The organism is Limosilactobacillus reuteri (assembly GCF_034259105.1).
Classification (GTDB): Bacteria; Bacillota; Bacilli; order Lactobacillales; family Lactobacillaceae; genus Limosilactobacillus; species Limosilactobacillus reuteri_G.
This window is the reverse complement of the sequence record NZ_CP139478.1, coordinates 1,466,577-1,483,877: the sequence shown is the minus strand read 5'-3', so window position 1 is coordinate 1,483,877 and position 17,301 is coordinate 1,466,577. Positions and strand designations below refer to the sequence as shown.

Here is a 17,301-nt window from a genome sequence, read left to right as displayed (position 1 = left end):
TAAACGGAGGAATTAATTAAATGAAAATTAAACGACTTTTACTAAGCAGTTCTGTATTATTAATGACCACTTTAGGCTTAGCTGGTTGTGCAAGCAGTACAAATAAATCTGCTTCTAGTGACAGTTCGTCTAAAGAGACGACCTCAAAAGTTACTGAGAGTCGCAAAAGTTCTGCAAAAGCTAAAGATTCAACTAAATCAAGTAGTAAAAAGAATGCCGCTTCATCTAAAGTTAGTGATGATGATGTAGCCAAGATTGATTCTAATAGTAGTTCAAATACTACTTCTCAAAATGCAAACTCATCTAAGGCAACGAGTTCATCACAATCTTCTGCTACAAGTACGACAAAGTCATCTACTTCTAGTCAACAATCTTCAAGTAATAAGGCTAATCAAAGCAGCGAAATTCAACTTGGCTTAAGTGACGTTGCCGTTTGGACAGACGAAAATGGCGTTACTCATCATGTAGATAGTGATGGGATGGATCGACAAACAACGAGCGGTAGTGATCAAATTACTTATAATGATTGGTCAGGTAGTTTACCAAGCAATGCAAAGGTTGTTCAAGCTCACTAATCTATCAAAAAAGAATGTAATGAAAAAGTTATTAAATTCATTGCATTCTTTTTTTATTGTCTAGAATTTTAATTTATATAATTGCATCCTAAATTTCAAGAATAAGTTAGCCACTGGACTCAAATAAATAATACTGACCAATTGATTATTGGTTGATGGAGCTGTGATATCTCTTGGTAGAAGGCCTTACGATAGATATCCATTGACGAATGTCCATTAAACATAGCTCGTGGATAGTGATTCATCCAATCATTAGTCGCTATGATCTGAGCACTACTATAGTTATTTATAGCTTCACCTTTGGTAATCTCCTTGCGGAGAAACCGGTTATTGATCTCATTGGATCCACGTTCCCAAGGGGAATACGGATCAGCATAGAAAACATGATCGTGAACTTGTGTTAACTCACTAAATTCTGAACCGTTGTCAGAGGTTATTGTCTTAAAGATGCGATAGTAAGCATCTGTGCCCATTTTCTGGCGTAAATTTATAAAGAACTGATTTACTGCATGCGCAGTTTTACCAGCAATTTTACTCGTGATATTAACTCGTGAAAGGCGATCAGTCATTACTAGTACAACACTGTCATTACCGTTTTTCTGTCCCTGAACTGTATCTAGTTCCCAATGGCCAATTTCGGACCGTTGGTCCGCAGTTTGAGGTCGTTGAGCAATATTAGGCCCTAAGCACCTTTTAGCTTGCGGATGAGTTCGATGATGCTTACGTTTAGGTTTTTCAAAGAGGTCTAAATTGGACGTACGAAGCACACCCTCATTAATCCATTGATATAAAGTTACAACCGACTTTGGGATCAGGGTGCCATCATTCATTAAATCTCGAGCCTTATAAATAACCGCTTGTGGGGAGTAATGGTGGTCGTCAAACTCACCAAGCATTAGCTGATCAGCTAATCGTAAAAATTGCTTTGAAGAATAATATAAGCGACGACGACCAGAATGGCGGTGATGTTCAAGATATGTGGCCTGACCAGCTTCATAACTATAGATGTAGTAAGAATATTCGTAAATCTTACCATTAGATTTTTGACGACGAAGTTGGCGGACCGTACCACGGTTGAGCTCGTTATTAATTGTTTGATGATTAACTCCTAATTGGCGACCAATTGCGCGATTGGAAAGTCCTTGCGACTTTAAAGTCGCAATCATCACACGTTCTTCTTTAGTAAGATGAGCATTCTTTTTATGAGTAGTCAATAAACTAGTAGACATGGTATCATTTAAGTGCGTCATTTGACGGACATCCTTTCATATAGGTTTGGTTCACTTAATATGATACCTGATGTCACGCCGAATGGCGTTTTTTATTTACCACCAACTGGGTGGCTAACTTCATTCTATAATCCACCAAAATTATAGGAGATTAACAAATGGAACAGAAAAAACATTTTAAATTATATAAAAGTGGAAAGCAATGGATAACAGCTGCAATTGCAACGGTTGCAGTATCCACTGGAATAATTTTAGGAGGGGTGGCACAAGCTGATACTACAGACTCTGCTGATAATCAGTCAGTTGCTACTCAACCTATTTCTGACCAACAAGAAAACAATAATAATAGTAATAACAATAAACAAACACAAACCTTAAAAACTTTTACTACTGAGTCTGTTGCGGAAATAAATCATCCCCAAGAATCTGTTAGTAATAACGATACCCCTTCTAAAGAACCAGCAACTTTAGAAGCTACCCTCAGTCAAACTCAAAGTTATGATCAAAATGATAATGGTAGTTATGGAAATTTTGATTCTATCGAAGTGAATAATAATCAATTACATGTTACTGGATGGCAAGCTACGAATCAGGCGGCTGCATATGGTAATCAAAACCGATTTTTAATTGTAATTGGTCATAATGATAAAGGTGAGCAAGCCGAACTAGGCCGGACAAAATTGAACAATCAAACTATTGTTCAACGTCCAGATGTTAAAAATGTTCATAATGTCTATAATGCTGAAAATTCTGGCTTTGGTGCAAAAATACAATTAGATACTAATAAACTAAATACCTATCGAAATGCAATTCAAATTGTTAGTCGTTATAGCGGGTCTGCTGATGGTAACAGTCAGTTTGTAGATTATGTCTCCGCCCCAGTCATTTTTGATCGCCAAAATTATGCTTGGCTAGATGAAATGGGAGTTGTTAATAATCAACTTCATGTAACAGGATGGAATGCTACTAATAAAGCATTAGGTAAAGATAATCATTATATTATTTTGTTTGATCGGACTCTTGGCCATGAAATTACTCGTAAAAAAGTAAATAATATTTCTCGGATTGATGTTGCGGAAGCATATCCTCAAGTTATTAATGCTGCGCAATCTGGGTTTACGGCTGATTTTTCTTTAGATAATCTTGACTTAACTCATGAATTGCAAATTATTAGCCGTTACAGTGACGCAGATAACGGAGAAGGAAATTATGTTAGCTATTGGCTTGCACCTCAACGTTTGTTACCACAGGAAGCAGCTAATCAAGGATATATTGATCAATTTAATATAAGCAAAAATGGGAAAGTAACTGTTACAGGGTGGCATGTTAGTGATGTTGCTACTGTTGAAAATAATCGTTTCTTAATTCTTTTTGATCAAACGGCAGGTCATCAAATTGCTTCAACTAAAATAAGTAATGTTACTCGGCCAGACGTTGCCCAAGCATATCCTAATATTAAAGGTGCGTTAGCTTCAGGCTTTAATGTAACGTTTGATGTTAATCCAGCAGATATTGTTTTTGGACACCAATATTCTATCGTTAGCCGTTATTCTACAGATCCAAATGGTAATGGAAATGATGGAAAAAGAACAGATTTTTGGTCTCCATCAATTGTTCTTAATCAATCTGCTAATGCTATTGATCAACTTTATTTAACTAATAATGGTAATGGTATTCATGTTACTGGATGGATGGCTAGTGATGCCTCAGCCACCCAAAATCATCCATATATCTTAGTAATGAATAATGGAAAAGAAATTACGCGTAAAGCCGTTCAACTAAGTACTCGTTCAGATGTTGCTAAAGTTTATCCTTCAATCTTTTAATAGTGAGAACAGTGGATTTAACACAACAATTAATTTACCTAAAGAAATTGATCTATCTCAACTTAAAGACGTTCAAATTCTTTTAAGATTTAGTGCGGCCGATGATGGTAATCCTACTGCTACATTACCGGTAACAGATCAATGGAGTAATAAATATGATCTGACTGCTAATCAAGGAAGCTTTGATTATGTTAAGGTTAATGGTAATACAGTTGAAGTCCAGGGGTGGCATGCCAGCAACTTATCATATGGGAAACCGTATCAATATATTATAGTTCTTCAAAATGGAAGAGAAATTGGTCGTTCCATTGTAATGGGTTCAGAAGGTAATTTAGTTCGTCTAGATGTAGAACGTGTATTTCCAGGTATTTTGAATAGTGGACAATCTGGATTCCAAAGTTCAGTAGTGCTAAATACAAACTTAAGAAATACTGCTATTCAATTGATTCATCGTTTTACTGATGATCCGGTAGGAAATGGTAATTACATTGATATTAATTCGCCAGTATATGTTGTAAAGGATAGCTATCAAACAAGTGGAAGCTTTAATAGTGATTCTATGCGTGCTAAGCGTGATTTAACCGCTCAGCGAATTGCTCAAAAATTGATGCAACAACAAGGGATTAGTGTTCTCTACGATTGGACTAATCAAAATAATAATTATCAAGAATTAACCATCCATGACATTGCCTAAGAACTTGCTCAAGGTGATGTAAATAATGATAGTAAAGTAATTAATGAAAAGCTTCATAATAATGCTTTGCTTGATGGTAATGTTATTTCAACAGCAATCTATGATTTACCACAAACGATGGATTATAATCAACTTGCTGATAATTTTATCAATAATTTACCAACTAACATGACACTAAACAATAGTGTAGTAGGAGTGGGGGTAACAAATAATAAATTAGCGATTGTTTTATTTAAACCAGGCGAACAAGCGCTAACTGAGAAGGCTACTTCTAATTTAATTGGACAAGTCGCTGAAACATACAAAAATGCTGGTGTAACAGTTGATGTAGAGAACGGACTTCAAACAGGAGCAGAAATCAGCACAACTGATTTAGGTGAAGCATTTAAACAAGTAAGCCCAATGTTATTAACTGGTGAAAAGGGAACAGTGATCAGTTACGATACCCTTAAGACGATTTTTGCGGCACTCCCTGGAAATTCAACTGCTCTTGAAGGAAGCAAGAATTACTATAATAATAACAATGCTTACCATTACCAATTCTGGCTTGCTGGTTAAACTACTGATGATAAACTCAACAATTTCTTAGCACTCAATAAGAATGCCAAATATGGTGATCAATTAAAAATTGCGTATACTGCTACGCTTGTCTATGGTTCTGAAACTGGTTTGCAGACAGAAAATGTTAATATGACACCAACGAGTAAAAAAACTGCTGAAGAGGTTGCATTGGCTTATCAAAATGGAACAGAGACTGGTGCACGTTATGAAACAATTAAAGTGGATCCAATCCCAAACATGAAACAAGATACGATTCGTGGAGTAGACGTTTCAAGCTACCTAGCTTTAGTTAAAAATGGGGTTCAATTCTATGATTTTGATGGACAACCAGCTGACTTAATGAAGGTTCTTGCTGATGCAGGCGTTAACTATATTCGAATTCGGATGTGGGTGGACCCATATAATGCTGCTGGGGAATCGTATGGTGGTGGAATTGATGACGAAGCAACTGTTTTACAGATTGCAGAAAATGCTAAAAAGTATGGAATGAAAGTACTTTTAGGATTACATTATTCTGATTTCTGGGCCGATCCCGCTACACAATTAGTTCCAAAGCAATGGAAAAACCTTGATGATAAAGATCTTAATGATGAAATATACCTCTATACTAAAAAATTAGTAAATGATTTTACAAAGGCTGGGGTTAATATTGACATGGCCCAACTTGGTAATGAAATTACAAAGGGAATTCTCGGTGTTCGCAATGAAGCCGAAGATGTCAAGGTTTGGCAAACAGAACCACAAGTTAGTCGGATGACAAGTTACATTAGTTCTGCTTCTCGGGCATTCCGAGAAAGCAGTCCAGATACTCAATTAGCAATTCATATTGAGACACCGGACATGCACAATTATGATATGATCATGAATGCCTTGCAAACACATAATGTTGATTATGATGTCCTTGGGTCTTCTTACTATCCATTTTGGGGATGGGGTGGCAATAATCCTGATAATATTGCTAATGTAGAGAAAATGGTTAAAGACAAGTATGGCAAAAAGTTTATGATTGCGGAAAGCGGTTGGCCATTTACCTTGGAAAATGCTGATGGAACTCCTAATAATGTTAGCTGGGATCCTGGTCATTATGCTGTAAGTCCTCAAGGTCAAGTTGATGAAATTGGCGCAATGTATAAAGCATTTAAGCAACGATAATGGTCTAGGAGCATTTTACTGGGAACCAGCCTGGATTCCAGTAAAAGCTGGTTGGAATAACTGGGAATATAATAAGTTAATGGGGGATGTCCAAGGCACTGGCTGGGCATCAATTAATGCGCGTGGCTATTACCCTGATTCAAAGATCATGTATGAAGGAAAACCAGCTTCAGGTGGAACTTCTTGGGATAATAATACTCTCTTTGATGATCATGGTTACCCACTTCAATCATTAATGATGTATAAAGGATTTTTAAATGGTTATGTTTCTCCTGCAAATGTTACAAGTTCCCTCAACGCTAAGATTAATGCCGTATATAAAGCAGATGGGGTTAATTTAACAAATCCATTAAAGATTGGTGATACTTTAGATTTAAATAATGTATTAAATCAAGAAGGCCAACAGTTATTAAATGGGACTCAGAATACTAGTGTTAGTGAATCATCCTTAAAGGCTATTTTCAATGATCTTCAAGATGGCTTTAAGAGTGAGAATTATGTTGGTGAAGCTGGTAATAAGTATCATTATGAATTTTGGCTAGATGGTAACAATACTGCGGAAAAACTTAGTAATTTTCTTAAAGCTAATCAAAATGCTAAATATGGTGTTCCATTAACAGTTAATTATAATGCGACTCTTGTTGCTGACAGATAGGTTGAAACAGCTACATCCCCAGTAAATGCAACTGTTTCTGAAGTATGGGGAATTGATGGAGTATCAATTGATCATCCCCTTAAAACAGGCGATTCATTGCCGGCAGAGGATTTATCGGCTCTTCAGAAAACCGTTGCTGCTGCTCTAACTGGTGAGAAAGGCACAGTAATAAACGCACAGTCATTTAACAATCTTGCAAAAGTACTGCCAAGAATATATGGGACAACTGGGGCGCTTTCTGGACAAAAAATTTACAGATTAAAAGATGGTAATCAATATCATTATGAATATTGGTTAACGACTGCCAGTTTACAAGCTGCTAACCAAGGCGCTAAATATGGGGATCCAATTAATCTTACGTATTCAGCCTCATTAAAATGGATTGATCCATCAAATAAATAATTGATTAGAGAAAAAGTGGTTCAAAGAAAAAATCTTAGAACTGCTTTTTTTATTACAGAAATTTTACTAAAAGATTACAGAATTACTTAAATAGTCTTAAATTATGATAAATATTTCAAACCTTCACAAACACTGTAGTAATGTAGTATTATACAAAAGTATGTTAAAAGTTATGATATGGAGAGAACAATGAAAAAATATGACTATCTAGTAGTAGGTGCGGGCCTTTTTGGTGCGACCTTTGCCTATGAAGCTGCTAAACGTGGTAAGCGTGTAAAAGTAATTGAAAAACGAGACCACATTGCTGGTAACATCTACACTAAAGAAGTAGATGGTATTCAGGTTCATCAATATGGTGCCCATATTTTCCATACGTCTAATAAGGAAGTGTGGGATTATGTAAACCAGTTTGCAGAATTCAATCGGTATACGAATAGCCCAGTAGCTAACTACAAGGGCGAAATGTACAACCTCCCATTTAATATGAATACTTTCAGTCAAATGTGGGGCGTGCGGACACCAGCAGAAGCAATGGCAAAGATCGATGAACAACGCCAAGAGATGGCAGGTAAAGAACCACAGAATTTGGAAGAGCAAGCTATTTCCTTAATTGGTCGGGATATCTATGAAAAGCTCATCAAAGGTTATACTGAAAAGCAGTGGGGACAAAAGGCAACTGAATTGCCAGCCTTTATCATTCGGCGTTTGCCAGTGCGATTAGTTTACGATAACAACTACTTTAATGACACCTATCAAGGAATTCCGGTTGGTGGTTACACCCAGATTGTTGAAAAAATGTTAGACAGTGATTTGATTGATGTTGAAACTGGAGTAGACTTCTTTGATAAGAAGGATGAATACTTTAAAGATTATCCAAAGATTGTCTTTACCGGAATGATTGATCAATTCTTTGATTACCAGTTAGGTGAACTACAATACCGTAGTCTTCGTTTTGAAACTGAAGAAAAGAATATTGGCAACTACCAAGGTAACGCGGTAATTAACTATACTGATGCAGAAACACCATATACCCGGATTATTGAACATAAGCACTTTGAATTCGGTAAGGGTGATAAGGATAAGACGGTGATTACCCGTGAATATCCGGCTGATTGGCATCGTGGTGATGAACCATATTATCCAATTAATAATCAACGGAATAACGAACTTTATAAGCAATATGCAAAGTTAGCGAACGAAGAGGCTAATAATGTGATCTTCGGTGGTCGTTTAGGTCAATATCGTTACTACAATATGGATCAAGTATTACACGCAGCATTGACAGCTGTTAACCAAGGAGTTTGATTAGTAGCCATGAAGGTTATTAAGAATTATTTGTATAATGTTGTCTATCAAATATTATTACTGTTAGTACCATTAATCACTGTTCCTTATATTTCACGTGTACTAGGACCAGAACTTGTAGGTATCAATTCTTATACAAACAGTTGGATGACCTTCTTTATGCTTGTTGGGCAAATGGGAATTGCGCTTTATGGTAATCGTGAAGTTGCCTATCATCGTGAAAATCCTATTGAACGTTCAAAAATCTTTTGGGGAATCGAATTGTTGCAAGTGATAACTATCACTTGTGCCTTAATAGCTTATCTAGGAGCTGTATTACTCTTCAGTACAACTTTTAAAGAATATTTTTTACTTCAATCTTTTTGGATTATTGCCGCTGGTGTAGATGTATCATGGTATTTTATGGGCGTTGAAAATTTTCAGCGGATTGTTTTCCGTAATATGCTTGTTAAGTTGGCTTCAGTTGCTTTAATCTTTTTAGTAGTTAAAGGTAATAATGATTTAGGTAAATATATCGCATTGCTTGGTTTATCAAATTTAGTAGGTAATCTGACCTTATGGCCATATTTAAAAGATGAAATTAAATGGGTTCCAATTAGTACATGGCATCCTTTTCGTCATTTTTATCCAGCTTTATTATTATTTGTTCCAACAATTACTACTCAAGTATATCTGGTTGTTAACCGATTAATGTTGGGGCGAATGTCAACGCAAAGTCAATTAGGTCAATTTCAATATACAGATCAAATTATTAAAGTTATTTTAGCTGTTGTAACTGCTTCAGGCCAAGTAATGTTGCCGCATATTGCTAATAAATTTTCTAAGGGTGATGTTAAAGGAATTCGTGATAGCCTTTATAATTCTTTTGATTTTATTACGGCGATAGCGATTCCAATGATGTTTGGAATCATGGCAATCGCCAAGCAATTTGCACCATGGTTCTTAGGAAAGCAGTTTAATGATGCTGGGATCCTAATGATGATTGAAGCACCGGTGATTTTGTTTATTGGTTGGAGTAATGTTACAGGAACACAGTATTTAATGCCAATTAATCGGACTAAAGAGTATACAGTTTCTGTCACGGTCGGTGCAGTTATTAATGTTATTGCAAACTTATTTTTGATTGCATTATGGGGAGCACGTGGGGCAACTCTAGCTACTGATATTTCTGAATTTGCAGTGGCAGCAGTACAGTTAGTTTATATTCGACAAACAATCAGTAGAAGAAAACTTTTTGGTCAAATGTGGAAGTATTTATTAAGTGGGGGAATTATGTTCATTATTACTTATCGGTTGGCAATGATTATGAATATGACAATTCCTAATTTAGCAATTGAAGTTATAATAGGAGCTGTCATTTATATAATAGGAATATTTATATTACGAGCTCCAGTTATTAATCAAGCAATAGCATTAATCAATTCACGAAAAGCAAAAAGAGAGTGATGGTAGCATAAACGATGACACAGGAAAAAGTTGCAATTTTAATGTCAACCTATAATGGTGAGAAATATCTGACAGAGCAAATAGAATCAATACAAAGGCAGACTAATAATAATTGGCATTTGTATATTCGAGATGATGGCTCTACTGACAAAACTCCAATCATTCTTAGTGACTTCGCTAAATATGATAAACGAATTACTTTTTTTAATAGAGAACATATTTGTAATTTAGGTGTAGTAAAATCTTTTATGAATCTTTTAGCAAATATTGACGCTGATTTCTATATGTTTTCTGACCAAGATGATGTTTGGAAAAAAGACAAAATTCAACGTGCACTAACTTTAATAAAAAAAGAAAAATACCTTGAAATACCGATCTGTTTACATACGGAACTGCAAATTGTCAATAATAATTTAGAGATAATTGAATTAATGAAACGAGGACGTGTCTGGTCTGATTTTCAACATTTTTTATTTGGAAATTGTGTTACCGGGTGTACGGTAATGATTAACCAGAAGCTTAAAGAAAAATTACGGATCAATTCCGTGAATTGGGATAAAGTAGCAATGCACGATTGGTGGTTTGCTGAAATTGCGGCTGCTTTTGGTAAAGTAATTTATGATTCAACTCCAACAATACTGTATCGTCAACATATTGACAATGTTGTGGGAGGAAGTGATAGTCAAGCTCCTCAGCAATTGATTCGCAGGTTTTTCAACCTCTCAGGAGAACTTGATGGTTTTTTATTAATGACTAAAATGGCGAGTGAATTTCAGCGACTGTACAATGGTGAAATAACTGGAAAGAATGCTGAGTATCTCAAAGCATATGCAAACTTAAGTAAGGATAGTAGCTTTACCAATAATTTGAAGCTGGCGCTAAAGTTGCCACCAGTGCGTTCTCATCTGCGAGGACAGTTATTGTTAGACTATTTAATGATACGTTATCCTAGTAAATTCCTTTATACTAAATAAAAAGATAGGTGAACAAAATGGCAGTGGCAAGTACGCCGTTAATTACAGTTATCGTTCCAATTTATAATGTGGAAAATTATCTAAAAAAATGCTTAAATTCGATAATTAATCAGCAATACAAAAAACTTGAAATTCTTTTAATTGATGATGGATCAACAGACTTATCTGGTAAAATTGCGGATGAATATGCTGCTAAAGATAATCGTATTAAGGTAGTTCATAAAGAAAATGGCGGTCTTTCGGATGCCCGTAATTACGGGCTAAAAATTATGACCGGAGAATATGTAACTTTTATCGATTCGGATGATTATGTAACTGAAGATTATGTTTCTTTTATGTTCAATTTACTAAAACAAACAAATTTTACTGCTCCATTAGCCATCTGTTCACTTATTAACGTATACGGCAATTATGGCCGCCAAAAAGATAATGGAAATCAAACAGAAAAAGTTCTATCTGGAAAAAAATGCATTGAGATGATGTGTTACCATAATTTGGTTGACACATGTGCATATGCAAAATTAGGAAAAAAAGAACTATATTCTAATGATTTCTTCCCTAAAGGTAAACTATTTGAAGATATTGGGTCTACATATAAATTGTTATTACAATGTGATAAAGTAGCATGTGGCTTTATTGGGAAGTATTATTACGTTATTCGACCAAACTCAATTGTTACTGCTAAATTTAGTAATAAAAAATTAGATCTTTTAGAAATGACAGATCAAATGGCACAAAGTGTAGTTGCTGCACATCCTGATTTAAAAAATGCTGTTCTAAGACGGCAAGTTTATGCTCGATTCAGTACCTTAAATCAAACTCTTAATACTAAAAATGTAAAAGATACTCAACTTAAATTGATTAAATATATTAAAACTAATAAAAAGGCTATATTAAATAGAAAAGCGCCAAAACGGGATAGGCTTGCTTATTATTTATTATGCTTAGGCCTGCCATTTTATCGGTATGCATGGTCGAGATATGAGCAACATAAAGGAGAAAGTTGATGAAGACATCAGTAGTAATATCAACATATAATGGCGAAAAATATATAATTGAACAATTAGATTCTTTACGCAAGCAATCAAGACCAGCGGATGAGGTGATTATTGCAGATGATTGTTCTAGCGATCATACTGTTGATATAGTAAAGCAGTATATTAATCAAAATAAGTTAAACAGCTGGCAAGTTATTGTTAATGATTATAACAAAGGCTGGCGAAGAAACTTTATGGAAACGATGTGGAATGCAACAGGAGATTTAATTTTTCCATGTGACCAAGATGATATTTGGCGTACAGATAAAATTGAGATAATGGTACGATTAATGACTGCAAATCCACAAATTATGTTACTAACTTCTAATTATTGTGAATTCTTTGAGAATGGTAAACAAAGAATCGATCCGTGGAAAAACGATAACAAATTAAAACAGGTTCCACTTAAAGATAATTATCTATTGGTAAATTCACCAGGATGCACATACTGTATTCGGAAAGAACTATTGACTCTTAGTAAAAAGTATTGGCAACCAGATTATCCTCATGATGCCTTACTCTGGCGAATGGGATTAATGGATGGAAGTGTATATGCTTACACTGATGATTTAATCCGCTGGCGCAACCATAAGAAAAGTGCGTTTGCTAAAGAAAGTAAGAAACTTAAATCAGTTGCAGCGAAAAAAAATTGGATAAAAGTTTCTAGCAAATTTAATAATGAATCAATGCGTAAATTTATAGATAGTGATGTTGTGGGAGATACAGCCTACCAGCAGGAAATCATTAATAAAAATAGTCAATGGTTAGCAAAGAGACAACAATTTTATGAAACTAGTAATGTTTTTAATGGAATAAGTTTATTAACGTATCTTAACTGCTATCCGCGCTTGCGACAATATTTAGGTGATTGGTACCTAATCTATTTAAAAAAGTAAAGGAATGTAAAGTATGGCGATAAAAAAGCTAGAAAATATGACAATTTCAGGAAAGAGAATTTATTATTTTACTTTTTTGTATTATTATGTAATTTCTTTTCTTCGCTTCACAACATTTACACCAACAATTTCCATAAATTTGTTAAATAGGTTATCTTACTTAGCGATAATTTTGTTGCTTTTAAAAATCTATATCTTGGATGGTCTTAGTTTAAAAAAGAAGCTAGGATATTTGTTAATAATATTTTTAGCGTTTCTTAGTTGGCGTAACTCGCAAGCAGTAGATATTTTAATTTATACATTATTTATATTAGGAGCTAAAGGAATTAATTTTCATATTATCATTAATTATTTTTTTAAAACTGGATTAATTATGTTATTTCTAACTGTTATTTATTCCCAGTTAGGAATTATAAAAGATTCAGTTTATGTACGGGAAAAGTTTTTACGTCATTCTATGGGAATAAACTACCCCACTGATTTTGCTGCACATATATTTTCGTTAATTCTTGCATATTTTTATCTATATTTTAAAAAGATTACATGGCGATCATATATTGGCATTATTATTATAAGTATGATTATGTACTCTTTAACACAGGCGAGATTGGACGTTATTGTTAGTTTATTAACAATCCCAGTTATGGCAATTGCAAAAAAAGCTTATGAAGCTAGAGGTATTAGTCGAGATATAGCATCATTTTATTGGATTGTTGCGCCCATCTTATCATACATTACTGTAATCTCTGCAATTTTTTATTCTGCTAATAATCGATTATTTCAAATTGTTAATAATGTAGTTTCTAAACGATTAGAGATTTCACATTTAGCTTTTGAAAAATATAGTATATCATTATTTGGTAAACGCGTAATTGAACATGGATTTGGTGGCGCTCAAGGTTTCAAGCAATTTTATCAAAGTGGAATGAGTGGGGGATATTTTTATATTGATTCTTCATTTATTAGATTAGCAATAATATATGGACTCATAATGTTATTGTTTGTTATTATTGTAATGACTTTGATTGGGATGAGATCCGTAAGCATACAAGGATATTGCTTGGCAGGAATAATGCTATTATTAACTGTTAGTTTTATTATTGAACAGCATATTTTGGATATATCCTATAATCCATTTCTAATAGCATTATTAGCAAGTAATGCTTATTATCATAAATTGGAGGATTAATTTTGAAAGAATATAAATTAAAAGAGTTAGGTCCTAGTTTTTGGAAAGGATTAATCATAACAATAGTTTTAGCAATAATTGGTGGAATTGGAATGGGGGTGCTAGCAAAATATAAGCAAAGTACTTCTTATACTGCTGAAAGATCAGTAGTGATATCACATCGAATTAGTGAGAATGAGTTAAACCAAGGGAATAATCAACAGCCAATTGTTATTACTGATTTAAATATGATGGATACTTATAGTGATGTTGCTCAAGATAAGCAAGTTGCTATCAGTGCTCGAAAATACTTGCCAAAAAAGTTACAGCACAAATATTCTGCAGATATGATTAAAGAAGATGTTAACGCAATTACGCATCCTCAATCATTAGTAATGAAGATTAAAGTTCGAACTGGTGATGCGAGTGATTCAGTTGCAATAGCAAATGCAGTCGCTAGAGGTTTTCAAAAAGAACTCCCGAAAGTACAACCCGGAGCAGGAAATGTTCGATTGCTTTCACGCGCTACTTCTGATGATGTAGAAGTAAATACTACTCCAAATAAAAAGAAGTATATAACTGTGGGACTAGCTTTAGGAGCATTAGTGGGACTTGTTGTTTCTTTTACTGTTGTAACATGGAAGAGGTATCTTAAATAAAAAAGGATACTATATAGTATCCTTTTTTATTTAAGAATTAGGTGAAAGGTTTATAGAATTAAAGGAGCAATAAATGACATTTTATGTAATAACTCATAAGCATTTTAATTACCAAAGTTTGCCAATTGGATATACCCCACTACTAGTAGGAGCAAATAAAAATCAAAATCCTGACAGTTTTATTACAGATAACACTGGTGACAATATTTCAAATAAAAATTATAGTTTTTGTGAATTAACCGGTTTATATTGGATGTGGAAAAACACTAAAGATAAGAACATTGGATTAGCACATTACCGGCGTTATTTTTCTAAATATACTTCTTTTAATATTTTATATTTAACAACTATTATAAAAGGACATTCTCAACCTGTTTCTGTTAGTCAACTAGATACTTGGCTTAAGGATGGGACTGATTGGATAGTTGCTACTCCTCAAATTGGGGGAGTAGGAAGTCTATGGGAGCAATTCGATCACTTTCACCATATTAAGGATTTAGAAATAACACGTAATATAATAAAAGAGACTTTTCCAGAATATATTAGCTCGTTTGATAAGGTTATGAAACATAATAATCAAGCCTCATTCTATAATATGTTCTATACGAGAAGAGAAGAAATGGATAAATATTGTGAATGGTTATTTGAAATTTTATTTCAAGCAGAGAAACAAGTTGATATATCTTCTTATGATCAATACCAACAAAGATTATATGGATTTTTGGGAGAACGGTTACTTAATGTTTGGCTAGATCATCGTCAACCCAAGATTAAACAATTAGTTGAATATAATTCTGATTCAATGGCGCGTATTGATGCAGCAAGGCTGTTAAAACATAATCTTATAACCCGAAATGTCAATTTAAGTTAGAAAGAAAATAGTTGCTCATCAGTGACGTAAGACATGAATACTTCATATGGAGTTCGATAGCCTAGTGATTTACGGGGCAGGTTATTTCGCTTACTCATCAGTTGGGTTACCAATTCATCAGGAAGATTGCGGAAATCTAGCTGTTTCGTTAAGCCATCCCGGCGTAAAAGACCGTTGTTGTTTTCGTTCAGCCCTCGTTGATTGGGAGCACCAACCTCGGCAAAGTAAGTGTGAAGGTCAAATTGATTGGCAATCTCGCGCCAGCCGGCGAATTCTTTTCCGTTGTCAAAGGTAATCGATTTGAAGAAGTGCCGCGGGAATTTCCGAAGCCACTGACTTAAGTGTTGGTTAATCGCATTAGCCGTCTTTTCGTGCACATTGAGTACAATTTCGACCTTCGATTGGCGTTCGGTCAGGGTCATTACCGCCCCTTGGTGCTTTTTGCCTTGGACGGTATCAGCTTCAAGGTGCCCAAATTCAGTGGCATAGTGCGGAAAGTCCTTGGCACGCTCGTGAATACTTCGCCCCAATTGGCCAGCCTTCCCACGGCGCTCGACATAGCCATTCGGGTGCCGCTTACCTCGCATCGGCAAGGAACGGACATCGAAGCCGAACTGGCCACGTTCAAACATCCGGTAAAGAGTTCGCCGGTTACAACTAATTGGGCGCTCAGCGCGCCCAATAATGGTATCAGGCGTCCACCCCTGGGCAATTTTGTCGTTGATATAAGTGAGTTCAGCCAGTGACAACTGAGTACGTTTTCGGCCACAACGTTGCTTATTGCGCATATAGTGATCTTGATAATCAGCAATTGAGGCACCGGTTTCCAGGTAACGATAAACGCGATAAACGGTTTCGGCGCAACGGTTGATCATTTGGGCCACTCGGTACGCTTTAAGCTTTTGCACGAAAGAATGGGCGATGATTGTCAGCTCGTTTGTGGTAAGATGGGTGAAGTCATTTGTGGTTTTCTTTCTTTTGTTTAGGGGTATTTAAAAGTCTACCACAAATGGCTTTTCTATTTTTCTAACTTAATTTTACAAACGGCGTAAAGAAAGGATAATCCTAATGGGTAATTATAACTATGAATATTCTTTGATAACGATTTCTAACCATGAAGATGTATATCAGGAGTTTAGGAAGGGATTATTACAACAAAAGAATGTTGATTATGAATTAATAAAAATAAATAATGATCAGAATCAATTTAATTCAGCTCGTACGGCATATAATGAAGCTGCAGCTAAAGCAACTGGCAAGTATTTAGTTTTTCTTCATCCAGATATCCGCTTTCTTGATGAATATTCATTACGGGATACTTTAAACAAAATTAAAGATATAGGTGACTTTGGAGTAGCGGGAATAGCAGGAAGTCCATGGAAGTTATATAGAAATAGGAGCTTTATTGTTACTGCAATTGTTCAAGGTGAAAATAAAGAATCTGTAGGTACAAGTATTAGTAAAACTACAGAAGTTCAAACTGTAGATGAAAGCTTTTTTGTAATGAAAAAAACTTATTGGGAGCATATTCCTTTTACTGATTGTCCAGGCTGGCATTTCTATGCTGTTGAACAGTGTTTACGTGCAATCATTGATGGAAAGAAAAATTATGTTGTTCCAGCAAGGATTTGGCACAAATCAACAGGTGGCTCAGAAGATAGAAATTATGTACGGATTGGAAAACAAATGGTAAAAGAATATGGGAATTATTTTCCGTATATAAATACTACCGTAACGAAATGGGATACTAAAGGAATAACAAAATATACAACTCCATGGTATCGTTATGCTAAACGACAAGTACATCGATATTTAGATGGACATAAATAAGCTATTGATTAAGGAAAAATT

General features: G+C 34.8%; 16 protein-coding genes and 1 pseudogene. 15 read left to right on the top strand and 2 right to left on the bottom strand.

The window, feature by feature from the left end:
• The first annotated feature begins 20 nt into the window (after window positions 1–20).
• Entirely contained in the window at window positions 21–575 is a 555-nt protein-coding gene (locus SH603_RS08335; protein WP_078009363.1) for a CDP-diacylglycerol diphosphatase, read from the top strand.
• A 119-nt stretch (window positions 576–694) separates the two neighbouring features.
• Here the strand turns inward: SH603_RS08335 and SH603_RS08330 are convergent, their stop codons facing one another.
• The gene (locus SH603_RS08330; RefSeq protein ID WP_013923736.1) at window positions 695–1,825 is read right to left on the bottom strand and encodes an IS30 family transposase; all 1,131 of its coding nucleotides are present in this window, start codon (window positions 1,823–1,825) and stop codon (window positions 695–697) included.
• Between the two features lie 137 nt (window positions 1,826–1,962).
• On the opposite strand from SH603_RS08330, the gene SH603_RS08325 reads away from it, so the two are divergent.
• The 13 genes and pseudogenes from SH603_RS08325 to SH603_RS08260 all read left to right on the top strand — a co-directional run bounded on the left by SH603_RS08325 (window position 1,963) and on the right by SH603_RS08260 (window position 15,450).
• A complete protein-coding gene (locus SH603_RS08325; protein WP_169473011.1) occupies window positions 1,963–3,630 on the top strand; it encodes a KxYKxGKxW signal peptide domain-containing protein in 1,668 nt (555 codons plus the stop codon).
• Window positions 3,599–4,324 carry a hypothetical protein gene (locus SH603_RS08320; protein WP_169473010.1) on the top strand — a complete coding sequence of 242 codons (726 nt, stop codon included), beginning with the start codon at window positions 3,599–3,601 and terminating at the stop codon, window positions 4,322–4,324. The genes SH603_RS08325 and SH603_RS08320 overlap by 32 nt, the downstream gene beginning before the upstream one ends.
• A gap of 66 nt (window positions 4,325–4,390) precedes the next feature.
• Window positions 4,391–4,882 (top strand): hypothetical protein, encoded by a 492-nt coding sequence (locus tag SH603_RS08315; protein WP_169473009.1) that lies wholly within the window; start codon window positions 4,391–4,393, stop codon window positions 4,880–4,882.
• Window positions 4,883–5,014: 132 nt separating this feature from the next.
• Window positions 5,015–6,692: pseudogene (locus SH603_RS11375) on the top strand (glycoside hydrolase family 53 protein).
• A 96-nt stretch (window positions 6,693–6,788) separates the two neighbouring features.
• Entirely contained in the window at window positions 6,789–7,094 is a 306-nt protein-coding gene (locus SH603_RS08300) for a hypothetical protein (RefSeq protein ID WP_169471431.1), read from the top strand.
• A 189-nt stretch (window positions 7,095–7,283) separates the two neighbouring features.
• Entirely contained in the window at window positions 7,284–8,399 is a 1,116-nt protein-coding gene (glf, locus tag SH603_RS08295) for a UDP-galactopyranose mutase (RefSeq protein WP_321533818.1), read from the top strand.
• A gap of 9 nt (window positions 8,400–8,408) precedes the next feature.
• Window positions 8,409–9,845, top strand: a complete 1,437-nt coding sequence (locus tag SH603_RS08290) for a flippase (protein WP_063164425.1) — start codon at window positions 8,409–8,411, stop codon at window positions 9,843–9,845.
• Between the two features lie 14 nt (window positions 9,846–9,859).
• Entirely contained in the window at window positions 9,860–10,819 is a 960-nt protein-coding gene (locus SH603_RS08285) for a glycosyltransferase family 2 protein (protein WP_169473005.1), read from the top strand.
• 17 nt (window positions 10,820–10,836) lie between these two features.
• Window positions 10,837–11,826, top strand: a complete 990-nt coding sequence (locus tag SH603_RS08280; RefSeq protein WP_169473004.1) for a glycosyltransferase family 2 protein — start codon at window positions 10,837–10,839, stop codon at window positions 11,824–11,826.
• Window positions 11,826–12,752, top strand: a complete 927-nt coding sequence (locus SH603_RS08275; protein WP_169473003.1) for a glycosyltransferase — start codon at window positions 11,826–11,828, stop codon at window positions 12,750–12,752. The genes SH603_RS08280 and SH603_RS08275 overlap by 1 nt, the downstream gene beginning before the upstream one ends.
• Before the next feature lie 13 nt (window positions 12,753–12,765).
• On the top strand, window positions 12,766–13,941 hold the full coding sequence (locus tag SH603_RS08270) for a hypothetical protein (RefSeq protein WP_321533817.1): 1,176 nt from the start codon (window positions 12,766–12,768) through the stop codon (window positions 13,939–13,941).
• A 2-nt stretch (window positions 13,942–13,943) separates the two neighbouring features.
• Window positions 13,944–14,579, top strand: coding sequence for a YveK family protein (locus tag SH603_RS08265; protein ID WP_169477930.1), 636 nt, complete (start codon window positions 13,944–13,946; stop codon window positions 14,577–14,579).
• Window positions 14,580–14,652: 73 nt separating this feature from the next.
• Window positions 14,653–15,450: a DUF4422 domain-containing protein gene (locus SH603_RS08260; protein ID WP_321533816.1), complete on the top strand. Its 798-nt coding sequence runs from the start codon at window positions 14,653–14,655 to the stop codon at window positions 15,448–15,450.
• Here the strand turns inward: SH603_RS08260 and SH603_RS08255 are convergent.
• A complete protein-coding gene (locus SH603_RS08255; RefSeq protein ID WP_419182125.1) occupies window positions 15,447–16,442 on the bottom strand; it encodes an IS30 family transposase in 996 nt (331 codons plus the stop codon). The two genes, SH603_RS08260 and SH603_RS08255, sit on opposite strands and share 4 nt — an antisense overlap.
• 76 nt (window positions 16,443–16,518) lie before the next feature.
• On the opposite strand from SH603_RS08255, the gene SH603_RS08250 reads away from it, so the two are divergent.
• Complete coding sequence (locus tag SH603_RS08250; RefSeq protein ID WP_169472999.1) at window positions 16,519–17,280, top strand: glycosyltransferase; 762 nt, start codon at window positions 16,519–16,521, stop codon at window positions 17,278–17,280.
• Window positions 17,281–17,301: the final 21 nt, after the last annotated feature.